The 20,569-nt window shown below is 62.0% G+C and carries 20 protein-coding genes; 14 read left to right on the top strand and 6 right to left on the bottom strand.

What is annotated here, in order from left to right; genetic code table 11:
• Positions 1 to 12: 12 nt before the first annotated feature.
• Entirely contained in the window at positions 13 to 1,716 is a 1,704-nt protein-coding gene (locus GNP00_RS17250) for a thiamine pyrophosphate-requiring protein (RefSeq protein ID WP_011582616.1), read from the top strand.
• Positions 1,717 to 1,744: 28 nt separating this feature from the next.
• Entirely contained in the window at positions 1,745 to 3,193 is a 1,449-nt protein-coding gene (locus GNP00_RS17245) for an aldehyde dehydrogenase (protein WP_011582617.1), read from the top strand.
• A 215-nt stretch (positions 3,194 to 3,408) separates the two neighbouring features.
• Here the strand turns inward: GNP00_RS17245 and GNP00_RS17240 are convergent, their stop codons facing one another.
• On the bottom strand, positions 3,409 to 3,618 hold the full coding sequence (locus GNP00_RS17240) for a cold-shock protein (RefSeq protein WP_011582618.1): 210 nt from the start codon (positions 3,616 to 3,618) through the stop codon (positions 3,409 to 3,411).
• Positions 3,619 to 3,842: 224 nt separating this feature from the next.
• Positions 3,843 to 4,652: an HTH-type transcriptional regulator BhcR gene (gene bhcR, locus GNP00_RS17235; protein ID WP_011582619.1), complete on the bottom strand. Its 810-nt coding sequence runs from the start codon at positions 4,650 to 4,652 to the stop codon at positions 3,843 to 3,845.
• A 192-nt stretch (positions 4,653 to 4,844) separates the two neighbouring features.
• Between bhcR and bhcA the strand changes: the two genes are divergently transcribed.
• From bhcA to bhcD, 4 genes are read left to right on the top strand one after another with little or no spacing between them, the layout of a single operon-like run.
• The gene (bhcA, locus tag GNP00_RS17230) at positions 4,845 to 6,035 is read left to right on the top strand and encodes an L-aspartate--glyoxylate aminotransferase BhcA (protein WP_041545642.1); all 1,191 of its coding nucleotides are present in this window, start codon (positions 4,845 to 4,847) and stop codon (positions 6,033 to 6,035) included.
• Positions 6,036 to 6,037: 2 nt separating this feature from the next.
• Positions 6,038 to 6,997 carry a beta-hydroxyaspartate dehydratase BhcB gene (gene bhcB / locus GNP00_RS17225; protein WP_011582621.1) on the top strand — a complete coding sequence of 320 codons (960 nt, stop codon included), beginning with the start codon at positions 6,038 to 6,040 and terminating at the stop codon, positions 6,995 to 6,997.
• Between the two features lie 11 nt (positions 6,998 to 7,008).
• Positions 7,009 to 8,172 carry a 3-hydroxy-D-aspartate aldolase BhcC gene (gene bhcC, locus GNP00_RS17220; protein ID WP_041545644.1) on the top strand — a complete coding sequence of 388 codons (1,164 nt, stop codon included), beginning with the start codon at positions 7,009 to 7,011 and terminating at the stop codon, positions 8,170 to 8,172.
• Between the two features lie 48 nt (positions 8,173 to 8,220).
• Entirely contained in the window at positions 8,221 to 9,186 is a 966-nt protein-coding gene (gene bhcD, locus GNP00_RS17215; RefSeq protein WP_011582623.1) for an iminosuccinate reductase BhcD, read from the top strand.
• Positions 9,187 to 9,237: 51 nt separating this feature from the next.
• Here the strand turns inward: bhcD and GNP00_RS17210 are convergent, their stop codons facing one another.
• Positions 9,238 to 9,429 carry a hypothetical protein gene (locus tag GNP00_RS17210; protein ID WP_083764603.1) on the bottom strand — a complete coding sequence of 64 codons (192 nt, stop codon included), beginning with the start codon at positions 9,427 to 9,429 and terminating at the stop codon, positions 9,238 to 9,240.
• Positions 9,430 to 9,449: 20 nt separating this feature from the next.
• Positions 9,450 to 9,851: a four-helix bundle copper-binding protein gene (locus GNP00_RS17205; protein ID WP_011582624.1), complete on the bottom strand. Its 402-nt coding sequence runs from the start codon at positions 9,849 to 9,851 to the stop codon at positions 9,450 to 9,452.
• A gap of 239 nt (positions 9,852 to 10,090) precedes the next feature.
• Between GNP00_RS17205 and GNP00_RS17200 the strand changes: the two genes are divergently transcribed.
• Genes GNP00_RS17200 through holA form a run of 5 tightly spaced genes read left to right on the top strand, consistent with a single transcriptional unit; the run spans position 10,091 to position 15,071 of the window.
• Complete coding sequence (locus GNP00_RS17200) at positions 10,091 to 11,035, top strand: tripartite tricarboxylate transporter substrate-binding protein (protein ID WP_011582625.1); 945 nt, start codon at positions 10,091 to 10,093, stop codon at positions 11,033 to 11,035.
• Positions 11,032 to 11,517: a tripartite tricarboxylate transporter TctB family protein gene (locus tag GNP00_RS17195; protein ID WP_011582626.1), complete on the top strand. Its 486-nt coding sequence runs from the start codon at positions 11,032 to 11,034 to the stop codon at positions 11,515 to 11,517. The genes GNP00_RS17200 and GNP00_RS17195 overlap by 4 nt, the downstream gene beginning before the upstream one ends.
• A 15-nt stretch (positions 11,518 to 11,532) precedes the next feature.
• Entirely contained in the window at positions 11,533 to 13,050 is a 1,518-nt protein-coding gene (locus GNP00_RS17190) for a tripartite tricarboxylate transporter permease (protein ID WP_011582627.1), read from the top strand.
• A 2-nt stretch (positions 13,051 to 13,052) separates the two neighbouring features.
• Positions 13,053 to 14,024, top strand: coding sequence for an NAD(+) diphosphatase (nudC, locus tag GNP00_RS17185; protein ID WP_011582628.1), 972 nt, complete (start codon positions 13,053 to 13,055; stop codon positions 14,022 to 14,024).
• Positions 14,025 to 14,033: 9 nt separating this feature from the next.
• Positions 14,034 to 15,071: a DNA polymerase III subunit delta gene (holA, locus tag GNP00_RS17180; protein WP_166016173.1), complete on the top strand. Its 1,038-nt coding sequence runs from the start codon at positions 14,034 to 14,036 to the stop codon at positions 15,069 to 15,071.
• On the opposite strand, the gene GNP00_RS17175 is transcribed toward holA, so the two are convergent.
• Positions 15,072 to 15,953, bottom strand: a complete 882-nt coding sequence (locus tag GNP00_RS17175; protein WP_011582630.1) for a LysR family transcriptional regulator — start codon at positions 15,951 to 15,953, stop codon at positions 15,072 to 15,074.
• Positions 15,954 to 16,094: 141 nt separating this feature from the next.
• Here GNP00_RS17175 and GNP00_RS17170 point away from each other — a divergent pair, with 141 nt between their 5' ends.
• Both GNP00_RS17170 and GNP00_RS17165 read left to right on the top strand, forming a co-directional pair.
• Entirely contained in the window at positions 16,095 to 17,591 is a 1,497-nt protein-coding gene (locus GNP00_RS17170; RefSeq protein WP_011582631.1) for a CoA-acylating methylmalonate-semialdehyde dehydrogenase, read from the top strand.
• Positions 17,592 to 17,783: 192 nt separating this feature from the next.
• Positions 17,784 to 18,107 (top strand): hypothetical protein, encoded by a 324-nt coding sequence (locus GNP00_RS17165; protein ID WP_011582632.1) that lies wholly within the window; start codon positions 17,784 to 17,786, stop codon positions 18,105 to 18,107.
• An 8-nt stretch (positions 18,108 to 18,115) separates the two neighbouring features.
• Here the strand turns inward: GNP00_RS17165 and GNP00_RS17160 are convergent, their stop codons facing one another.
• On the bottom strand, positions 18,116 to 18,775 hold the full coding sequence (locus GNP00_RS17160) for a GntR family transcriptional regulator (RefSeq protein WP_041545645.1): 660 nt from the start codon (positions 18,773 to 18,775) through the stop codon (positions 18,116 to 18,118).
• Between the two features lie 239 nt (positions 18,776 to 19,014).
• Between GNP00_RS17160 and GNP00_RS17155 the strand changes: the two genes are divergently transcribed.
• Positions 19,015 to 20,283: an NAD(P)/FAD-dependent oxidoreductase gene (locus GNP00_RS17155; RefSeq protein ID WP_041544850.1), complete on the top strand. Its 1,269-nt coding sequence runs from the start codon at positions 19,015 to 19,017 to the stop codon at positions 20,281 to 20,283.
• The last annotated feature ends 286 nt before the right edge of the window (positions 20,284 to 20,569 follow it).

The following is a 20,569-nucleotide window of genomic DNA, read 5'->3' as shown; positions in this document are numbered from 1 at the left end:
GGAGTAGGTGAGATGGGCCGAATAACTGCGGGGGCGGCACTGTTGTCGCGATTGAAGCGTCTGGGTATCGACGTCATTTTCGCGAACTCAGGAACAGATTTTCCGCCGATCATCGAAGGCCTTGCGGAAGCCCGGGCAAAGGGAATGCCGCTGCCCGAAACGCTGGTGATGCCTTTCGAGGGCGCGGCCACGGGCATGGCCTATGGTTATTACCTGGCCACCGGGCGGCCGCAGGCGGTCATGGTCCACACGAATGTCGGCCTGGCTAACGCCGCACTGGGCGCAATCAACGCTGCCTGTGAGCAGATCCCGATGATGCTGATCGGCGGACGGACGCCAACGCTCGAAAAGGGGAGATTCGGTGCCCGGACCGTTCCCATCGGGTGGGGGCAGGAAATGCTCGATCAGGCGGGGCTGGTGCGTGAAGCCTGCAAATGGGATTACGAGCTCCGTTTCCCGGAACAGATAAACGACGTGATCGATCGCGCTCACGGCATCGCCTGCTCATCGCCAAAAGGTCCGGTTTACATCAGCCTGCCCAGGGAGGTTTTATGTGAAACGATTCCCGAGGAAGGCAGTGCCCGGCGTCCGCAGATGCAGCCGTCGCAGGTAGCATCGCTCCGTGCCGATTTGGAGCATGCGGCGGATATACTGGCCGAGGCAAAACATCCGGTGATCTTTGCGCAGCGCGGGGCAGGAAACGAGCGCGCATTCGCTACGTTGGCGGAGTTAGCAGAGGAATGGGGAATTCCCGTCTGCCAATATTGGGCCGTTCAACTCGCTTTACCGACAGATCATCCGATGGCGGCCGGCCCGGACCCAAAGCCGCTCCTCGAGAAGGCGGATGCGATCCTGGTGATTGACAGTCTCGCGCCTTGGTCTCCTGCTGAGATGGAGCCGAGCGAAAATGCCTTTGTCATCCAGATTGGTGCTGATCCCTTGCACGCCCGGACCGCAGTGCGAAATTTCCGGTCCGACCTCTCATTGGTCGGCGATGCCGGTTCGACGATTTTGGCTTTGAAAGCGCTGCTGGATGCACGGATGTCCGGCCATCGCGCGCGCAACGAAGAGCGTGCGGCAACGGTCGGTCGCACCAATGCCTTGGCTCGGAACGCGCGGCTCGATGCAATTCGCAAGCGCCGCGACGCGCCGCAGCTCACGAAGGCGTGGGTCAGCTACAGCCTGTCGGAAGCGCTTCGCGGCACGAAAGCGGCTGTCTTCAACGAACTTGGCGTGCAGATGCATGCGATGCATCTCGACCATCCCAAGGCATGGTTCGACGGGCCGCACTCCGGCGGATTGGGTTGGGCATTCCCGGCCGCCCTGGGTTTCAAGATGGCCGACCCGGAACGCCCTGTGATCGCCGCGATGGGTGACGGATCTTACATATTTTCCAACCCGGTCGCTTGTCACCAGATCGCTGAAGCGCGCAATCTCCCGATCATCGTCATTGTCATGAACAACGCTGAATGGGGAGCAGTCCGCCAGTCTGTCGTGGAGCTCTATCCGAACGGACATGCAGCGCGGTCCAATACGGTGCCGCTCACAGCGCTCTCGCCCTCACCTGATTTTGTCCGCGTCGCCCAGGGCAGCCGTGCCTGGGCACGCAAGGTAGCGACCCCTGGTGCGTTTGAAACGGCACTTGCCGAGGCGCTGGTACACACAAATGCGGGCAAAGGCCTCGCCCTGATCGAAGTGACGATCGGACAGGACTGATCCGGGATTAGCAAAGGGAAATAGTGAAATGGAAATAGCGCTTTTAATCAAAGGCGAAGACCGCCCCGCTTTGGGCGGGGGGACGTTCGACCGGAAAAATCCCGTGACCAACGAAGTCGTGACGACTGCCCCGGCTGCGAAGAAGGTGGATGTGGACGCGGCGGTTGCCGCCGCGGATGCGGCGTTTGCCGATTGGTCGAAGACCGGCCCCAACGCGCGGCGCACACTCCTGAACAAAGCGGCCGATATGCTGGAGTCGATGGCGGACGAATTCGTCAGGACCTCGATCGACGAGATAGGCTGTACCGCCGCTTGGGCAGGTTTCAATGTGATGTTCGGCGCTAAGATCCTGCGCGAGGCCGCGTCCATGACCACGCAGATCCGCGGGGAAGTGATCCCCTCCGATAAGCCGGGCTGTCTGGCGATGGCCATCAAGCGGCCGGTCGGGGTTCTTGTCGGGATGGCGCCTTGGAACGCCGCGGTGATCCTTGGGGTGCGCGCGGTGGCTATGCCGATCGCGTGCGGCAACACCGTCGTTCTGAAGGCTTCGGAGAAATGCCCGCGTGTCCACATGCTTATCGGGGAGGCGTTCCGCCGGGCAGGATTTCCAGACGGCGTTCTCAACGTGGTCACCCACTCGCCCCAGGACGCTCCAGAAGTCGTCGAGGCGTTAATCACCCATCCAAAGACGCGCCGCATCAACTTCACGGGATCGACCAGGGTTGGGCGGATCGTGGCCGAGATTGCAGCACGCGAGCTGAAGCCGTGCCTGCTGGAACTCGGCGGCAAGGCACCGCTGGTCGTCCTCGACGACGCTGACATCGACGCCGCGGTGAACGCGGCGATATTCGGCGCTTTCATGAACCAGGGGCAAATCTGCATGTCCACGGAACGGATCATCGTCGACGAGCGTGTCGCGGACGATTTCGTGGCCAAGTTCACCGAGCGTGCGTCTCAGCTTCCCGTGGGCGACCCCAATGGGAATGTGGTCATCGGCTCGGTCGTTGATTACGAGACCATCGAACGTGTTGACAAGCTGGTGGATGCCTCCGTCGCATTGGGCGCCCGTGTCACGACGGGCGGCAAGAGCAACGGCAGCACCATAATGCCCGCGACGGTTGTTGATCACGTCAATGAGACGATGCCGCTGTTTTCAGATGAAAGTTTCGGCCCGGTGGTCTGCGTCGTGCGTGCCCGCGATACCGAGCACGCTGTTGAGATCGCGAACGCCAGCTCCTATGGCCTCTCTTCCGCGGTCTTTGGAAGCGACATCAACAGAGCGATCAGCGTGGCCGAGCGTATTGAGGCAGGAATATGCCATATCAACGGCCCCACCGTCTCTGATGAGGCGCAGATGCCGTTCGGCGGGATGCGGGATAGCGGCTACGGCCGCTTTGGCGGCACGGCGGGGATCGACGCGTTCACAGAGACGCGGTGGATCACCGTCGAGGATCCGCATCAGCATTACCCATTTTGAGCTCTGCTGATCTTCTAAGGTTTGGCTTAGCGGATCTGGTTCGAAATGATGCTGGAGAACATCGCCGGCCGTTCAAAAGGACAGTCGGCGATGGTCACGTCAGTGGCGGGCTGACAGGCTGGCCCAAAGCAAAAAGGCCGGGCAAAGCCCGACCTCTCCTCTCGTCTCGACGAACCGTGCCAGTACATCCGTGGTCACGGTTCGAAGACGAATGCTTATGCAGCCTGCAGGTTTTCCGCGGCGCTTTTGCCCGAGCGGTTATCCCTGACGACGTCGAAGCTCAGCTTCTGGCCCTCAACGATGGTGCGCATGCCGGCACGCTCGACGGCGGAAATATGGACAAACACGTCCGCGGCGCCGTCATCAGGCTGGATGAAGCCGAAGCCTTTGGTTGCGTTGAAGAACTTTACGGTTCCGATAGTCATGACGAATTCCTTTCAATTGGTCACGATAATAGCGCCCGTCACGCCGAATGCGTGACGATGCATTGAATCGACTTTGATAAGGAAGATCGCCATAAGCGCGGCTTGCCGCGCGGTAACAAAGTTCAGCAAACAAGATCGATCATCGCCATATAAGCACGACCGGCGCGTAATACAAGACGCTGCAGAAGGAGCTCTATCGCGAATGCGATGATACGCAATATCAACTATCTCGCACCGAGCCGTCGTGAAATTTCGTTTGCGGCCTCAACCACCCACTGCCCGATCTCGCGAACCTTGGAGTCAGGCAGCCTGATGGTCGGGCCGGATACCGATATTCCAGCAACCGCCTCGCCGTAGCTGTTGAAAATGGCGGCGGCTACACAGCGCATGCCGATTGTCCGCTCCTCGTCATCCAGCGAATAGCCTTGCCCGCGCGTTTGGCGCACCGCTTCTCGCAGTTGGTCTGCATTGGCCACCGTCTTGTCGGTGAAGCGGATGAACCGCGCTCTATTAATGAATGCCTCCAGCCTTTCGTCGTCGAAAGCGCTCAGCAAAGCCTTCCCGATACCGGAAGCATGCAGTGGCGATCGGGTGCCGGGCGGAAAAAATGCGCGGATTGTCTCATGCGTTTCAACCTGGCTGACAAAGAGAACATCGCCGTCACGCTCGATCCCCAGATTGGAGGTCTCGCCGGTCCGCGCCATGAGGTCCCGCATGATCGACCGGCTGCTCTCGACGATATTGGTGCGCCGCAGGAAGGCCGAACCCAGGCGGAATGCCTCAGGGCCGATGAACCATTCCTGACGCTCGGGGTTGATCTCCACATACTGGCGTCGCTCCAGTGTCGACAGAACGCGATACATGGTTGCCGCCGACTGCCGGAGATGATCGGAAAGTTCGGTAAGGGTCATCCCGTCATGGGAGGCGAGCGCCTCCACCACATCAAGCGCCCGGTCGAGCGCCTGTATGTTTGAGCCCGGCGGCTCGTTTCTGCCGCTCTTTGGGCGGCCACGGCGGCGGACAGGTAGTTGCACGAGAGCACTCCAGTTTGGTTTGCCTTCAGACAAAAAATCATCATGAAATTCGATTGCGCACAATGAAAAAATATAGGCTGCTGCTTTGCATACCAAAAAGATCGATATTCCGCTGTTTTGAAAAACGATTTCGAAAAAATTTACTGGACTGCACTCCTGTGCTAACGTCCCCTTGAACGAGGAGGAATGGTGGTGAGCACACAGAATCCGATCTTCATTCCCGGCCCGACGAACATTCCCGAAGTCCTGCGCAAAGCGGTCGACATGCCGACCATCGATCACCGCAGCCCACTCTTCGGCAAGATCCTTCACCCGGCGATCGAGGGGGTGAAGAAGGTGCTGAAAACCAAACAGGCAAAGCTCTTCGTGTTCCCTTCCACCGGCACGGGCGGTTGGGAGACGGCGATCACCAATGTCCTTTCGCCCGGCGACAAGGTGCTCGCCACCCGCAATGGCATGTTCAGCCACCGCTGGATCGACATGTGCCAGCGGCACGGGTTGGATGTCATCGTCGTGCCGCAGGATTGGGGCGAGAGCGTGCCGGCCGATCGCTTTGAGGAAATACTCGCCGCCGATAAGGCGCATAAGATCAAAGCCGTCTTGGCGACCCATAACGAAACCGCCACCGGCGTCCGCTCGGATATCGCCGCAGTGCGCCATGCGATGGACGCAGCCGCTCACCCGGCGTTGCTTCTCGTCGACGGCGTCAGCTCGATTGCCTCGATGGATTTCCGGATGGACGAATGGGGCGTTGATATTGCCGTTACCGGCAGCCAGAAGGGCTTCATGTTGCCGCCCGGCCTGGCAATCCTTGGCTTTTCGCCCAAAGCTCTGGAAGCGGTTGAAGCCGCAAAGCTGCCGCGGACCTTCTTTGATATTCGCGACATGGCCCGGAGCTACGCCAATAACGGCTATCCTTATACGCCGCCGGTCGGGCTCTTGAACGGCCTGAAGATCGCCAGCGAGATGCTGCTGGAAGAAGGCATGGAGAACGTCTTTGCCCGGCATCACCGCATTGCCGAAGGAATCCGCCAGGCTGTCGCCGCCTGGGGCCTCAGGCTTTGCGCCGTCCGGCCGGAACTTTACTCGGACACGGTCAGCGCCATCCGCGTGCCTGACGGGTTCGACGGAAACAGGGTCGTCGCCCACGCACTCAACGTCTATGGCGTCGCATTCGGAACCGGGCTTGGCGATGTCGCCGGCAAGGTCTTTCGCATAGGCCACCTGGGCAGCCTGACCGATGTCATGGCGCTATCGGGCATCGCCACTGCCGAGATGGTGCTGGTCGATCTCGGCCTGCCGATCAAACTCGGTTCAGGCGTGGCGGCAGCACAGGAACATTATCGTTTGAGCGCGGGCAACGCACAAAAAAGGGCAGCGTGACGATGGATACGCCGATTTATATTCCGACATTGAACGACATGCTCGCGGCACGTGAGCGGATTAATCCTCATATCCATCATACGCCGGTCCTGACCTCGCGCATGCTGAACGAGCTGACCGGGGCGGAACTGTTCTTCAAATGCGAGAATTTCCAGAAGGCCGGGGCTTTCAAAGCGCGCGGCGCCTCAAACGCCGTCTTCGGCCTTTCCGAGGAGCAGGCAAAGAACGGCGTCGCCACCCATTCCAGCGGCAATCATGGCACCTGCCTGTCCTATGCCGCCGGGCGGCGGGGCATTCCCTGCACAGTGGTGATGCCGCGCACGGCGCCGCAGGCCAAGAAGGATGCCGTTCGGGGCTATGGCGGGCGTGTGGTGGAATGCGAACCTTCGACCAGCTCCCGCGAGGCAGTCTTCGCCGAAGTCGTTGCCGAAACCGGCGCCGAATTTGTGCATCCCTACAACGATCATCGCGTGATCGCCGGGCAGGCAACCTGTTCGGCGGAACTGATCGACCAGGTCGAAGGCCTGGATGCGGTTATTGCGCCCATCGGCGGAGGCGGAATGGTTTCGGGAACCTGCCTGACGCTGTCGAATCTGGCGCCGCATATCAAGATCTACGCCGCCGAGCCCGAGCAGGCGGACGATGCCTATCGCAGCTTCAAGGCAGGCCATATCATCGCCGACGACGCGCCGGATACGATTGCCGACGGGCTGAAAGTGCCGCTGAAGGAGCTGACCTGGCATTTCGTCAGCAATCATGTCACCGACATCCTGACCGCCTCCGAGCAGGAGATCATCGACGCGATGAAGCTGATCTGGAAACGGCTCAAAATCGTCATGGAGCCGTCGAGCGCGGTGCCCCTGGCTACCATCCTGAAGAATCCGGAAGTGTTCGCCGGCAAGCGCGTCGGCGTGATCGTTACAGGCGGCAATGTCGATCTCGACAAATTGCCCTGGAATTGAGGAGAGCAATGATGAACGCACCTGCAAGCCTTGCCGGCCTTGAAGTCGGTTACGATGTTCCCGCACTGCCGGGCATGGCCGAAGCCGATATCCAGACGCCGTGCCTGATCCTCGATCTGGATGCGCTGGAACGCAACATCAAGAAGATGGGTGACTATGCCAGGGCGCACGGGATGCGCCATCGCGCCCACGGCAAGATGCACAAGTCCGTCGACGTGCTGAAGCTCCAGATGGAACTGGGCGGGGCGATCGGCGTCTGCTGCCAGAAAGTCTCGGAGGCCGAGGTTTTCGCGCGGGCAGGATTCAAGGACATTCTGGTATCGAACCAGGTGCGCGATGCGGCGAAGATCGATCGTCTTGCAAAGCTACCGGCCTATGGCGCCCGCGTGATCGTTTGCGTCGACGATCCGGCCAATGTCGCCGATCTGTCGGCGGCGGCACAAAAACATGGCACGGTAATCGAGTGCTTTGTGGAGATCGACTGTGGCGCCGGGCGCTGTGGGGTCAAGACAAGCCCCGAGGTCGTCGAGATCGCCACGGCGGTCGATGCCGCGCCGGGCCTGAAATTCACCGGTATCCAGGCCTATCAGGGAGCGATGCAGCACATCGACGGCTATGAGGAACGAAAGGCCAAGCTCGACGCCGCCATCGCGCAAGTGAAAAAGGCGGTCGAAGCCCTTAAGGCCGTGGGTCTTGAGCCCGAGCTGGTCTCAGGCGGCGGCACGGGCAGCTATTATTTTGAAAGCAATTCGGGCGTCTATAACGAGCTGCAGTGCGGGTCCTATGCCTTCATGGATGCCGACTATGGCCGCATCCGCGATGAGGAGGGAAAGCGCATAGATCAGGGCGAATGGGAGAACGCGCTGTTCATCCTGACATCGGTGATGAGCCATGCCAAACCGCATCTGGCGGTCGTCGATGCCGGTCTCAAGGCGCAGTCGGTCGACAGCGGCCTGCCCGTTGTCTACGGCCGCGACGACGTCAAATACATCAAATGCTCCGATGAGCATGGCGTGGTCGAAGACCCCAACGGCGTCCTCAAGATCAACGAAAAGCTCCGCCTGGTCCCTGGCCATTGCGACCCCACCTGCAATGTCCACGACTGGTATGTCGGCGTTCGCAACGGCAAAGTCGAAACGCTCTGGCCCGTTTCGGCCCGCGGCAAGGCCTATTGAAGCAGTGCCCGGGCAAACGTCCCGGGTATCGTCTCACGGAGAATATTCATGATAATTGTCCCCGAGCGCGAGATCTCCGGGCTTATTTCTGCCGCCGACTGCTTCACGGCGGTCGAGCAGGTCTTTGCCTCGATGGCCAGGAAGTCGGCCACCAACTTCCCGGTCATTCGTGAAGCCATCGGCCATGCCGGCGCCCTTTACGGCTTCAAATCGGGGTTCGATCGCGAGAGCCTGGCGCTCGGTCTCAAGTCGGGCGGCTTTTGGCCGAACAACGTCGAGAAGGGACTGACGAACCACCAATCCACGATCTTCCTGTTCGATGCGGATACCGGCCGCTGCCGGGCGGTGGTCGGCGGCAATCTTTTGACCGCGCTGCGCACGGCGGCCGCTTCGGCCGTCTCGATAAAATATCTCGCGCGCCGCGATGCCCAGGTCATCGGGATAGTTGGCGCCGGCCATCAATCGACGTTCCAGCTCAGGGCAGCCCTTGATCAGCGCGCCTTCAAGAAGGTGGTGGGCTGGAATATCGACCCTGAGATGCTGAGCCGCCTCCAAGTCGTAGCGGCCGAACGGAACATCCCCTTCGAATCGGTTGATCTTGACCGCCTCGGCGCGGAAGCGGACGTGATCATCACCATCACCTCGTCCTTTGCCTCACTCCTCAAGGCCGCGCAGGTCCGTCCCGGCACGCACTTGGCCTGCATGGGAACCGACACAAAGGGCAAGCAGGAGGTAGAAGCCGAACTCGTCGCCATGGCGACGGTGTTTACCGATGAGGTCGCTCAGTCGATCTCAATTGGCGAGGCGCAGCATGCGGTCGAAAAGGGGCTATTGGCTGCCGGCGATATCATCGAGCTCGGGCAGGTCATCAACGGTATGCATCCCGGACGCAGTTCTGATGATGAAATCACATTGTTCGACGGCACAGGCGTGGGCCTGCAGGATCTCGCGGTCGCCTCGGCCGCCGTCGATCTGGCAATTGCCCGCGGAGTGGCCCTAGAGGTGGATTTCTAGACTGCGATAACCGCTTCCGGCAGCGCTCTCGGTACAGCCGTCTTAAGAAGCTCAGCTTCGCTTCTTCAGCCTCTGAACTTCGCGCTCCAGAAGCGGCTGATCGTGGCCGAACCGCTCGTGCAGGTCGCGCGCCTGTTCCAGAGGTAGGCCATAACGCTCGGCCAGATGCCGAACGGCGGGATCGTCGCCGTGCGGCACCCGCGCCCGATTTTCGGCGTCTGTAAAAGTCTTGTCGTCGCCCATCATTGCCTCTTTGGTGGCGATCAATGCACGTCGGCGACCGCTTCGCGGCAGGCATCCGCACAGCTCATGCATGCTTCGGCACAAATACGGCAATGCTCGTGCTGATCCGCATGCATGTGGCATTCCTCGCCGCAGGTGCGGCAGGCCTGCTCGCAAACCTCGATCATCGCCCTCATCACATCCGCGTTCCGGCCGGTGCGCCGAGAAGCAACCGCCCCCGTCACCGCACAGATATCCGCGCAGTCGAGGTTTAGACGGATGCATTGTTTCAGCATGTCCACAGACGATTCGGCCAGGCAGGCATCGGCGCATGCCGTGCAGGTCTGGGCGCAGTTATAGCATTCCTCTATGCAGCGAAGCAGCCTGTCAGCGGTGCTTCCCTGAACGTCCGGATGGGCGCTGATCATCTCCTGCACATGCATGGTGCTCTCCCGGTCGAAGGTTCCAGAACCCTCCAAAGCGCCCGCTTGTGTCCTTTGTTCCGTGGAGGTGCTTCGACCAAATGACGGGTTGCCAATCGGTCGGAGCGTGGCTACCCCAAGCCCAGTGGAGCCGTCGCCTACGGTGATATTCCCTGCTATTGTGCTGATTGCCGGATAAGGGGGACCGAGCGCAAACAGGCCGGCCTCATGAATGATCGAGAGAAAGGGAGGATTTGCCCGTGAAGCATTTTATCTTGGGAACCATCATTGCCGGTGCGTTGGCATTGCCGGTCCATGCGGCGGATTACAGGATCATGGCGCCGGCCGCACCGGGCGGCGGCTGGGACCAGACCGCGCGCGCGATGCAGACGGCGCTTCAGGACGAAAATATCTCCAGCAGCGTGCAGGTGGTGAATGTACCGGGCGCGGGCGGCACGATCGGTCTTGCGCAATTCGTGAACCAGGCCAAGGGCGACCCATTTCAGCTTATCGTCGGCGGCTACGTGATGGTCGGCGCGATCCTCACCAACAACTCGCCTGTCACGCTTGAACAGGTCACGCCGATCGCCCGCCTGACGGGGGAATACGAGGTGATCGTCGTTCCCGCCAATTCGGACATCCAGGACATGGCCGGCCTGGTGGAAAAACTGAAGGCAGATCCCGGCGCTGTCTCCTGGGGCGGCGGCTCGGCCGGCGGCACCGACCACATCACCGCCGGACTTATCGCAAAGGCCATCGGCGTCGATCCCACCCAGGTGAACTACATCGCGTTTTCAGGCGGCGGCGAAGCCTTGGCCGCCATCCTGGGCGGGCAGGTGACGGTTGGCATCTCCGGCTATGGCGAATTCGAATCGCAGATCGAGGCCGGGCAGCTCCGTCTTATCGGTATTTCCAGCGAGGAGCGCGTGGAAGGCATCGACGCTCCCACCTTCAAGGAAAGCGGCGTTGACGTCGCGATTCAGAACTGGCGCATGGTCGCTGCAGGACCTGACCTGACCGAGGAGCAGACGGCGGCGATCACCGCCGATATCGAGAAGATGGTGAATTCGCAAACCTGGCAGAACATCCTCGAAGAGAGAGGGTGGGCGAACACATATCTTGCGGGCGACGCCTTTAAGCAGGAACTTCAGAAGGACGTCGAATCCACCGAAGCGGTCCTGAAAGAGATCGGCCTCGTGCAATGAGCCTGGGCGGCGGATCGGGCGCCGGGCGCCGCCCGGACTGGGCGGCGCTCGCCATTGCGGCGGCGCTCGCCATGGTGGCGGGCGTGATTGTCTGGAGCACGGCGGGCGGCACAAGCGGAGGAGGCTATGCCCGCATCGGCCCGGCCGCTTTCCCTTACGTCATAGCCGCAGGGCTTTTTCTCCTCGCCATCTGGACGGCGATTGCCGCCTGGCGCGGCGATTTTCCCAAGCGCGAGCCACAGCAACTGGGCCCCTTGGCGTGGATTGTCGGCGGTCTGATCGCCCAGATGCTTCTTCTGACGACAGCCGGCTTTTCGATCGCAACCGGCATTCTTTTCGCAGCCACCGCGCGCGGCCTGGGCCGCGGTCCCCTCTGGCTCACCGTGCCGGTCGGCATCGTGCTCGCCTTCGTCGTCTGGCTCATTTTCGCCAGGCTCCTGCAGCTTTCTCTTCCGGCGGGGCCGCTGGAGCGGCTCTTCTGATTCCGGACATACCCGATGGATACATTCTCCCTCCTCGCGCAAGGACTTCTCACCGCGATCGAGCCGATCAACCTGCTCTATGCGCTGATCGGCGTTACGCTCGGTACGGCGGTAGGGGTGCTGCCCGGCATCGGCCCGGCGCTTACCGTGGCGCTGCTCCTTCCCGTCACATACAAGCTCGATCCCGCCGGGTCGCTCATCATGTTCGCCGGCATTTATTATGGCGGCATGTATGGCGGGTCCACCACGTCTATCCTCCTCAACACGCCGGGTGAGAGCGCCTCCATCGTCACCGCGCTCGAGGGCAACAAGATGGCCCGCGCGGGGCGCGGCGGTCCCGCGCTTGCCACGGCCGCCATCGGCTCCTTCGTCGCCGGCCTCATCGCCACGATCGGCCTTGCCTTCGTCGCGCCCTGGATTGTGAGCATCGCTCTCTCCTTTGGCCCGGCGGAATATTTTGCGCTGATGGTGCTCGCCTTCATGACGGTCTCGGCCGCCTTTGGAGAATCGACGCTGCGCGGGCTCACCGCGCTGTTCATCGGTCTGACCCTCGGTCTCGTCGGCATCGACCTGCAGACGGGGCAGGCCCGCCTTGCCTTCGGCATCCCCGACCTGCTCGACGGCATTGAGGTCACCACCCTTGCCGTGGCCCTGTTTGCCGTTGGCGAGGCACTTTCAGTCGCCTCCTCCAGGGCGGCCGCTCAGCAGACCATCGTCCCGGTCAAGGGCTCTGTGTGGATGAACCGAGAGGATTGGGCGCGCTCCTGGAAGCCCTGGCTGCGCGGAACGGCTGTGGGCTTTCCGATCGGCGCCATGCCTGCCGGTGGCGCGGAGATCGGCACCTTCCTCTCCTATTCCATGGAAAGACAGCTCACCAAAAGGCCGGAAGAGTTCGGGCATGGCGCCATCGAGGGCGTTGCTGGCCCCGAGGCCGCAAACAATGCCTCCGCCGCGGGCACGCTCGTCCCTCTCCTGACATTGGGGCTCCCCACCACAGCCACCGCCGCCATCATGCTTGCGGGTTTCCAGCAGTTCGGGCTGCAGCCTGGACCGCTTCTCTTCTCGAGCAATCCGCAGCTCGTCTGGGGCCTGATCGCCAGCCTGCTGGTGGCGAATTTCATGCTGCTTGTCCTCAACCTGCCGCTGATCGGGCTCTGGGTGCGGCTCCTCGCCATCCCCGCGCCCTGGCTTTATGCGGGCATTCTGATGTTCGCCACCTTGGGCACGATCGGCGCCAACCCATCGACTTTTGAACTGGGAATGCTCCTCGCCTTCGGCGTTCTTGGTTACATGCTTCGGCGCTTTGGTTATCCGATCGCGCCCGTCGTCGTCGGCCTGATCCTCGGGCCGTTGGCCGAGCAGCAATTGCGCCGGGCGCTCTCCATCAGCCAGGGCGATCCATCTATTCTCGTCGGATCACCGATCGCAATAACGCTTCTCCTGCTTGCGCTGGCGGCAGTTGTCGTGCCACTGATCCTGCGGGCGCGCGGCAAGGGCCAGGCCCTTGCCCAACTCGGTGCCAACGAGGATTAGGAATGAGATCGCCATTCGAGCAGATGTGCCGGGAGGCAAGCAAGCTCATCGCCTTTGCCGGCAACACGCTCGATCGCCGGTCCGAGCAGCGGCCCGAAGGATGCCTGGAAGAGGCGCTTGCCGATCCGCGCGCGGCCCTATACGGCAGCACGGAAGGCCGGCTGCTCATCAAGTTTGATGGGGCGACGGCCGAGCCCACCTTTACGTTGAGCGAGTTGCGGCCGCTTGATCCCGAAACTGCAGCAGCGGTCCTGCTTGGCTACACCGAGGCAGGCGAGCCGCGCCTGATGGTCCCGGTGAAGACTGAGGCCGAAGCGCTGCCAGCACCCTTAAAGGCGCTCGACTACCGCTCCCTTTTTCATCAACGCCTGCTCTCAAGCGAGCAGCTTGGAGAGGTGGCGCAAGGCGCAAGCCTTCTGGCCTGGAACCGGTCCTCGCTTCATTGCGGCCTCTGCGGCGAACGGACAGAGGCAAGAGCAGGCGGATACCGCCGTTACTGCGCAGCCTGCGCGAAGGAGTTTTTCCCGCGCACCGACCCCGTGGTCATCATGCTGGCCGTCGACGAGAGGAACGACCGTTGCCTCCTCGGCCGCAGCCCCCACTTCCGCCCCGGCATGTTCTCCTGTCTCGCCGGCTTCGTGGAACCGGGCGAAACGATCGAAGACGCGGTCCGCCGGGAAACACTGGAAGAATCGGGCATCACGCTCGGCCGCGTGCGCTATCATGCGAGCCAGCCATGGCCGTTTCCGCATTCCCTGATGATCGGCTGCTACGGCGAAGCGCTCTCCGACGAGATCCGCTTCGATAGCTTGGAGCTCGAAGACTGCCGCTGGTTTTCCAGCGCCGAGGCCCGGGAGATGCTTGCCCGCCCCGCCGGCGAGGGAATGACTGTCCCGTTCGAAGGCAGCATCGCGCATCGGCTCATCGCGGATTGGGCCGGGCAGCATCTTCACACGGGCTTAGGCGGCGCTTAGTTTCCAATCATGGCTCAAAAGAAGGCACACGAGGTCGACGGCTGGCTGGCAAGGCCCGACTCCACTATCGTCGTGGTGCTGCTCTATGGTCCTGATCGCGGCCTCGTTTCCGAGCGCGCGCGCCTTTTTGCTCAAAAAAGCGGCTTGCCGCTCGATGACCCCTTCTCCGTAGTCAAGATCGACGCAGCGGAAGCCGACCAGCCGGGACGCCTGCTGGATGAGGCGCGCACCGTTCCCATGTTCGCGGACCGGCGCCTGGTCTGGGTGCGCGGCGTCGGCAGCCAGAGCGCAATCGCAGCCGATATCGCAGCCCTTGTTGAGGAGCCGCCTTCCGACTGCCTCGTCCTGATCGAGGCCGGTGACCTGAAGAAGAGCGCAAGCCTGCGTACCACCGTGGAGCGGGGAGATCGTGCGATTGCGCTTCCCTGCTACAGCGACGATTCGCGCAGCATCGACGCGGTGATCGACGACGTGTTGTCGAAGGCCAAGCTGACGATCACGCTGGACGCCCGGCACCTCCTCAAGGCCAATCTTGGAGGAGACCGGCTCGCCACGCGCGGCGAGCTTGAAAAACTCGCGCTCTATTGCGCGGGCGCCAGCGAGGTGACCGCAGACGATATTCGCGCGCTTATCGGCGACGTTTCCGGGATCAGCGTGGACGAAGCGGTCGACGCCATCATGACCGGCCGGATCGCCGATTTCGACCATCTCTTCACCCGCCATGTGGCGGGCGGCAGTCCAGCATTCCTCATGCTTTCCGCTGCTTTGCGGCATGTCCAGGGGCTTCAGCTCATGCGGGAACAGGTGGAAGCGCAAGGCAAATCGCCCGCCGCCGCTGTCGCATCCGCCCGCCCGCCGGTGTTCTTCGCCCGGCGGTCGGCCGTCGAGCAGGCGGTCCAGCGTTGGAACCAGGCGATGCTGCATGCCGCCGCGGAACGGTTACAGGGTGCGATCCTGAAATCACGCCAGCACCCGGCCGTGGCTGAGCCCGTCAGCCGCCAGGCGCTTCTCGCCCTCGCCATAGAAGGGGCCCGGGCCCGGCGTTGATCAGGCGAAGATCCTGCGTTCCTGCGCCACGATCTCGCCGATGAAGGCGGCGGCGGCCTGTATCTGTCGGGTCATCCTCATGGATTCGTGAAAAACCAGCCAATAGCTACGCCGGATGGGCTGCGCGAAGGGAACCGCAACCAGATCCTCCATGCCGCGTGCGATGAAGCAGTGCAGGATACCTATGCCCGCGCCGGCGCGCACCGCCTCCACCTGACCCATGGCGGAGGAGACAGCAAAAGCGGCATCCCAATGTTCCGAGATTTCCGCCGCATAATCGAGCGTCGGGCTGAAGACGAGATCCGGCACATAGCCGACGAGCCTATGGTGCGCCAGCTCCGCCGCGTTCTGCGGCAGGCCGTGCCCCGCCGCATAGGCTTTTGAGGCAAAAAGGCCCAGCGAATAGTCCACGAGCTTGGATGCCACCAGCCTTCCCTCGGTGGGGCGATCGACGGTGATGGCGATGTCGGCCTCCCGCCGCGACAACGACAGGGAACGCGGGACCGGCACGAGTTGGATTGAAAGCCGCGGGTGGCGTTCTGTCAGCCGCCACAGCCGCGGCGCGAGGAAGGCTACGCCAAAACCGTCCGGCGCGCCGATGCGAACGCTGCCCGAAATGTCCTCGCCCTCGCCTGCGATCTCGGCGCGGGCGGCAATCATATCGGCTTCCATGCGCTCCGCCGCCGCCAGCAGGCGCTCGCCGGCCGGCGTCAATTCGCTTCCTGTGGTAAGCCTGCGGAAAAGCTTTGCGCCGGCGGCGTCCTCAAGCGCGGCCACGCGCCGGGAAACAGTGGCGTGGTTGAGGCCGAGCCGCCTGGCCGCGCCGAGTATCTGACCGGCGCGGGCGACCGCGAGGAACACACGGACATCGTCCCAATCCATAGGCGCCACCTTACATGATTTTATGCACGCACTTGCTAGCAGCGCTTTAATTTCTGCACAACGGCTTCGATTTTCCTCGCGTTGCATTCAACGCGTCAAAGCGGGACAATCAATCCAATCACAAGCCAGGGAGAGACTCTCATGGAGGAAATCGGTCATTTCATCGGCGGCAAGCGCGTGGCCGGAAAAAGCGGCCACTCGCAAAACGTAATGCAGCCTATGGACGGCACGGTGCGCGCGACGGTGGCTCTCGCCTCGGCCGCCGAAGTGCGCGAGGCTGTTGAGAACGCCAAGGCCGCTCAGATCGCCTGGGGCGCCACAAACCCGCAGCGGCGGGTTCGCGTGCTCATGAAATTCCTGGAGCTGGTGCACAAGGAGTACGACTCCCTCGCCGAGCTTTTGGCGCGCGAACACGGCAAGACGATCCTCGACGCCAAGGGCGACATCCAGCGCGGATTGGAAGTCGTGGAAGTGTGCATCGGCGCCCCGCACATGATGAAGGGCGAGTACACCGAAGGCGCGGGCCCCGGGATCGACACCTATTCCATGCGCCAGCCGCTGGGCGTGGTGGCAGGAATCACGCCCTTCAACTTCCCAGCCATGATTCCGCTTTGGAAAATCGCGCCGGCGATCGCCTGCGGCAACGCCTTCATCCTGAAACCCTCAGAACGCGACCCGGGCGTGCCGATGCGGATTGCCGAGCTTTTCGTCGAAGCAGGCCTGCCCGCGGGCGTTCTCAACGTCATCAACGGCGATAAGGAAGCCGTGGACGCCATCCTGGACGATCCCGACATTCAGGCCGTCGGCTTTGTCGGTTCCACCCCGATCGCGCAGTATATTTATGGTCGAGCCACCGCCAACGGGAAGCGCGCGCAGTGTTTTGGCGGCGCGAAAAACCACCTGATCATCATGCCCGACGCCGATCTGGACCAGACGGTCGATGCGCTGATCGGCGCTGGCTACGGCTCGGCGGGCGAGCGCTGCATGGCGGTTTCCGTGGCCGTGCCCGTGGGAAAGGAAACGGCGGATCGGCTAGTGGAAAAGCTCATTCCGCGTGTAGAAAGCCTGAAGGTCGGTCCATCGACCGACGCTAGCGCCGATTTCGGCCCGCTGGTCACAAAGGAGGCCCTGGAGCGCGTCAAGGGCTACGTGGATATCGGCGTGAAGGAAGGCGCCAAGCTCGTCGTCGATGGCCGGAATTTCAAGATGCAGGGCTATGAGAACGGCTTCTATATGGGCGGCTGCCTCTTCGACGAGGTAACGCCGGAGATGCGGATCTACAAGGAAGAGATCTTCGGCCCGGTTCTGTCAGTGGTCCGTGCAAACAACTATGAGGAGGCGCTGCGCCTGCCCAACGACCATGAATTCGGCAACGGGGTTGCGATCTTCACCCGCGATGGTGACGCCGCCCGAGATTTTGCTGCCCGGGTCAATGTCGGCATGGTGGGCATCAATGTGCCTATTCCGGTGCCTATCGCTTATTACACGTTTGGCGGTTGGAAGGCATCTGCCTTCGGGGACCTGAACCAGCATGGACCGGACGCTTTCCGTTTCTACACGAAAACGAAGACGGTTACCTCCCGCTGGCCATCCGGCATCAAGGATGGAGCGGAATTCGTCATACCGACCATGCGCTGAGCCTGAGGGCCCGCAGGAGGGCCACTCTTACCTCGCAAAAACGTTACCACCGGTCGCGGAATCTGCCCCGGCCGGTGGAACAGCTTTCTGTCTCCAATCGTTAACGATCCGAAAGCACCGCGCTCAGCGCGGCAAAAACGGTAGTCGCCCCTTGGCCAAAAGAGCTCCTCGGCGGCGGCAGGAGGTAGAGATATGAAGAAGGCCCTTAGAGCCGGGTTCGGGCTCGCGGCAATAGCTTCTGTTGCGCTTTTTACCGGCGCCCAGACCGCAACGAGCCAGAGCAACAGCAATGTCTGCGCCCCGCGTGACGATCTTGTTTCTCAGCTCGGCGACCAGTTCCGGGAGAGCCAGAAAGCCGTTGGCCTGCTCGGAGATCAGGCGGTAATGGAGGTGTTCGCCTCCGACCAGGGCACATGGACCATTCTGACCACCGATACCAATGGCACAAGCTGCATCGTCGCGGCCGGTGAGGGTTGGGACGACAATTTCGCGACTCTGGTGGGCGAAGGCGTCTGAGCTTGCAATCAGAGGCGCGCAACGCTTTCGGCATGCATGCGCAGGAGGCCCATGAGAGCTTCCGCTTCGTTCCCGGCGTCCTCCTCGTTGCGGTCGATGACGGCGCGAATGAGGCGCACATGCCGCTCGGCCGCAAGCGCGAGGTCCTGCCCGGACTGATAGCGATACCAGAAGCGGCGGCAGTGGGTCTGTAGGGGGCCCGCAACCTTCGCAGCATAGGCATTGTCTGCCGTTTCGGCCAGCACCTCGTCGACGCGCTTGTCCGCCTCCAGGAAGTTGACGGGATCGCCCGAGACGACCGCCCGCTCCATCCGCAAAGCTGCCTCATGAAACTGGGCGACGACAGGACCGGTCGCATAGCGGGCCGCGGACCGGGCGAGCAGTATCTCCACACTGTGACGCGCATCGATGATCTTCAGCCAATCCGGGCGGTTGAGCGGCGCAATGGCGACGCCCGCCCGCGGACGGACTTCCACAAAACCTTCCCATGCCAGGCGCTGTATGGCCTCCCTCACCGGCGTGCGGCCGAGACCCAGATTTTCGATCAAAGCCCCCTCGGTGGTGACGGTGCCGGGAGCGAGCTCCAGCGTAATAATCATTCTTTCGAGCTGAGCATAGGCCTTGGCCGCGACCGGCCCGAAAGATTGTCTGCTAAGCTGAACCGCCATTGGTAAGTCGCTGAATCCCAAATGATGTATCATTCGACGATTATGCTTCACAAAGCACGTTTTCCGTTGTTATATACCCCTGATATATCAAAGTCACGCCCTTTGGAGTACAATCCTGCCGGCCACTTCAATATCAGTCTTCAGCATCTGCCTGCGGCCAGGCCGCTCCGAAAGCTCCAGCGGGAGAGCTTCGCGCGGCAATGCCGACGCGGCTTCTGCCAGCGAGAGCATGTGCTGATATGCAAACGCGCAAGCCGGCCCAAGACACCGACGTCATCATCATCGGCGGAGGAATCATCGGCATCTGCATCGCCGCCTATCTGGCCGAGGCCGGCAAAAAGATCCTGGTGCTCGACCGTTCCGGCATCTGCGAGGAAACGAGCGCGGGCAATGCTGGCGCTCTGGCCTTTTCCGACATCCTGCCGCTCGCCCACAAGGACATGCTGTCCCAGGTCCCCGGCTGGCTGCGGGATCCTTTGGGTCCGCTCGCGATTCCGCCCGCCTATCTGCCGCGGTTGCTCCCCTGGTTGTGGCGTTTTCTGAAGGCAGGGCGCGCTGAATATTTCGAAGCCGCGGTATCCGCCCAAGCTTCGATCATGGCGCTTGCGGAACGAGAATGGATGACATTGATCGGCCGGCTTGCCATGAAGGATATGCTGCGCGAGGACGGCTGCCTGGAACTTTACGAAAGCGACGAAGCGTTCCGCGCGGCAGAGGAGGGATGGAGGCTGCGCCGGCGCTTCCATATCCCGTACCAGCAGCTTGAAAAGCACGAGATAGCCCGATATCAGCCCGGACTTTCGGACATCTTTACCCGGGCCGTTTTCGTCCCCGGCTGGAAGACAGTCTCCGATCCGCAGCAGGTGGGACATGCCGTCTGGGCCCACGCCGAGTTTCACGGCGCCCGCCTCATGCCCCTTACCGCTACCGCTGTGAAAACGGAGGAGGATCGCATCGCCGTCAGCGTCTCCAACGGCGAGAAATTCATCGGCAACCAAGTGATCATCGCTGCCGGCGCATGGTCGCGGCCCTTTGCAGCCTCTTTCGGCGACCGGGTCCCGCTGGAGACCGAGCGCGGCTACAACACCACGCTTCCCGCCGGCTCCTTCGATTTGCAGCGTCAGCTCATCTTTCCCCGCCACGGCTTCGTGATCACCCCGCTCGACACCGGCTTGCGCATTGGCGGCGCGGTGGAATTCGGCGGTCTCAAGCGCCCGCCCAACTTTGCGCGTTCCAGGGCGATGCTTGAAAAGGCAAGCCGGTTTCTGCCTGGGCTGAAAACGGAAGGGGGCCGTCAGTGGATGGGTTATCGCCCCTCCTTGCCCGATTCGCTTCCGGTAATCGGCCGTTCGCGAAAGGAACCACGCGTGCTTTATGCCTTCGGCCACGGGCATCTGGGGCTCACGCAAGCGGCGGCAACGGGCAGGATCGTTCGCGACCTGCTTCTGGACCGCCCGCCTCCGATCGCCCTGGAGCCCTTTGCAGCCGATCGCTTTCAAACGAGATAAGAACGAGGCCTCCCTCGACCTCTCTGGTTGCGGCATGCCACGTCGCGATTATGCTCCGCCGCCCCCGGCCGTCCCGTTGCAAAAGAGAGGTGGGCACGCAAGAATGCCTCCCGAAGGCCGTTGTCGCGCGGGGTTCCTTGAAGACAATAAGCAAAATCCGCCGTCGAACAGGAGGACATTGCGCGATGCGAATGTTAGCTTGCGCAGCGCTCGCCATCCGCCGATTATGCGGAGCCTAAAAAGAGCCGGAAGGAGATGCGGCGCCTAAGCTGCCCTCTGAACCGGA

The organism is Chelativorans multitrophicus (genome assembly GCF_011317445.1).
Taxonomy (GTDB): domain Bacteria; phylum Pseudomonadota; class Alphaproteobacteria; order Rhizobiales; family Rhizobiaceae; genus Chelativorans; species Chelativorans multitrophicus.
The sequence above is the reverse complement of the archived record's forward strand: the minus strand, read 5'-3'. Positions and strand labels throughout refer to the sequence as shown.

Bases quoted from the DNA above. Each gene is read 5' to 3' on its own strand.
- GNP00_RS17245 (WP_011582617.1), top strand. From the start codon at position 1,745: ATGGAAATAGCGCTTTTAATCAAAGGCGAAGACCGCCCCGCTTTGGGC.
- GNP00_RS17210 (WP_083764603.1), bottom strand. From the start codon at position 9,429: ATGGGCGACGACAAGACTTTTACAGACGCCGAAAATCGGGCGCGGGTG.
- GNP00_RS17195 (WP_011582626.1), top strand. From the start codon at position 11,032: ATGAGCCTGGGCGGCGGATCGGGCGCCGGGCGCCGCCCGGACTGGGCG.
- GNP00_RS17155 (WP_041544850.1), top strand. From the start codon at position 19,015: ATGCAAACGCGCAAGCCGGCCCAAGACACCGACGTCATCATCATCGGC.
- nudC (WP_011582628.1), top strand. From the start codon at position 13,053: ATGAGATCGCCATTCGAGCAGATGTGCCGGGAGGCAAGCAAGCTCATC.
- GNP00_RS17170 (WP_011582631.1), top strand. From the start codon at position 16,095: ATGGAGGAAATCGGTCATTTCATCGGCGGCAAGCGCGTGGCCGGAAAA.
- GNP00_RS17160 (WP_041545645.1), bottom strand. From the start codon at position 18,775: ATGGCGGTTCAGCTTAGCAGACAATCTTTCGGGCCGGTCGCGGCCAAG.
- GNP00_RS17240 (WP_011582618.1), bottom strand. From the start codon at position 3,618: ATGACTATCGGAACCGTAAAGTTCTTCAACGCAACCAAAGGCTTCGGC.
- GNP00_RS17175 (WP_011582630.1), bottom strand. From the start codon at position 15,953: ATGGATTGGGACGATGTCCGTGTGTTCCTCGCGGTCGCCCGCGCCGGT.
- bhcC (WP_041545644.1), top strand. From the start codon at position 7,009: ATGAACGCACCTGCAAGCCTTGCCGGCCTTGAAGTCGGTTACGATGTT.
- bhcB (WP_011582621.1), top strand. From the start codon at position 6,038: ATGGATACGCCGATTTATATTCCGACATTGAACGACATGCTCGCGGCA.
- GNP00_RS17205 (WP_011582624.1), bottom strand. From the start codon at position 9,851: ATGCATGTGCAGGAGATGATCAGCGCCCATCCGGACGTTCAGGGAAGC.
- GNP00_RS17250 (WP_011582616.1), top strand. From the start codon at position 13: ATGGGCCGAATAACTGCGGGGGCGGCACTGTTGTCGCGATTGAAGCGT.
- GNP00_RS17165 (WP_011582632.1), top strand. From the start codon at position 17,784: ATGAAGAAGGCCCTTAGAGCCGGGTTCGGGCTCGCGGCAATAGCTTCT.
- GNP00_RS17190 (WP_011582627.1), top strand. From the start codon at position 11,533: ATGGATACATTCTCCCTCCTCGCGCAAGGACTTCTCACCGCGATCGAG.
- bhcD (WP_011582623.1), top strand. From the start codon at position 8,221: ATGATAATTGTCCCCGAGCGCGAGATCTCCGGGCTTATTTCTGCCGCC.
- holA (WP_166016173.1), top strand. From the start codon at position 14,034: ATGGCTCAAAAGAAGGCACACGAGGTCGACGGCTGGCTGGCAAGGCCC.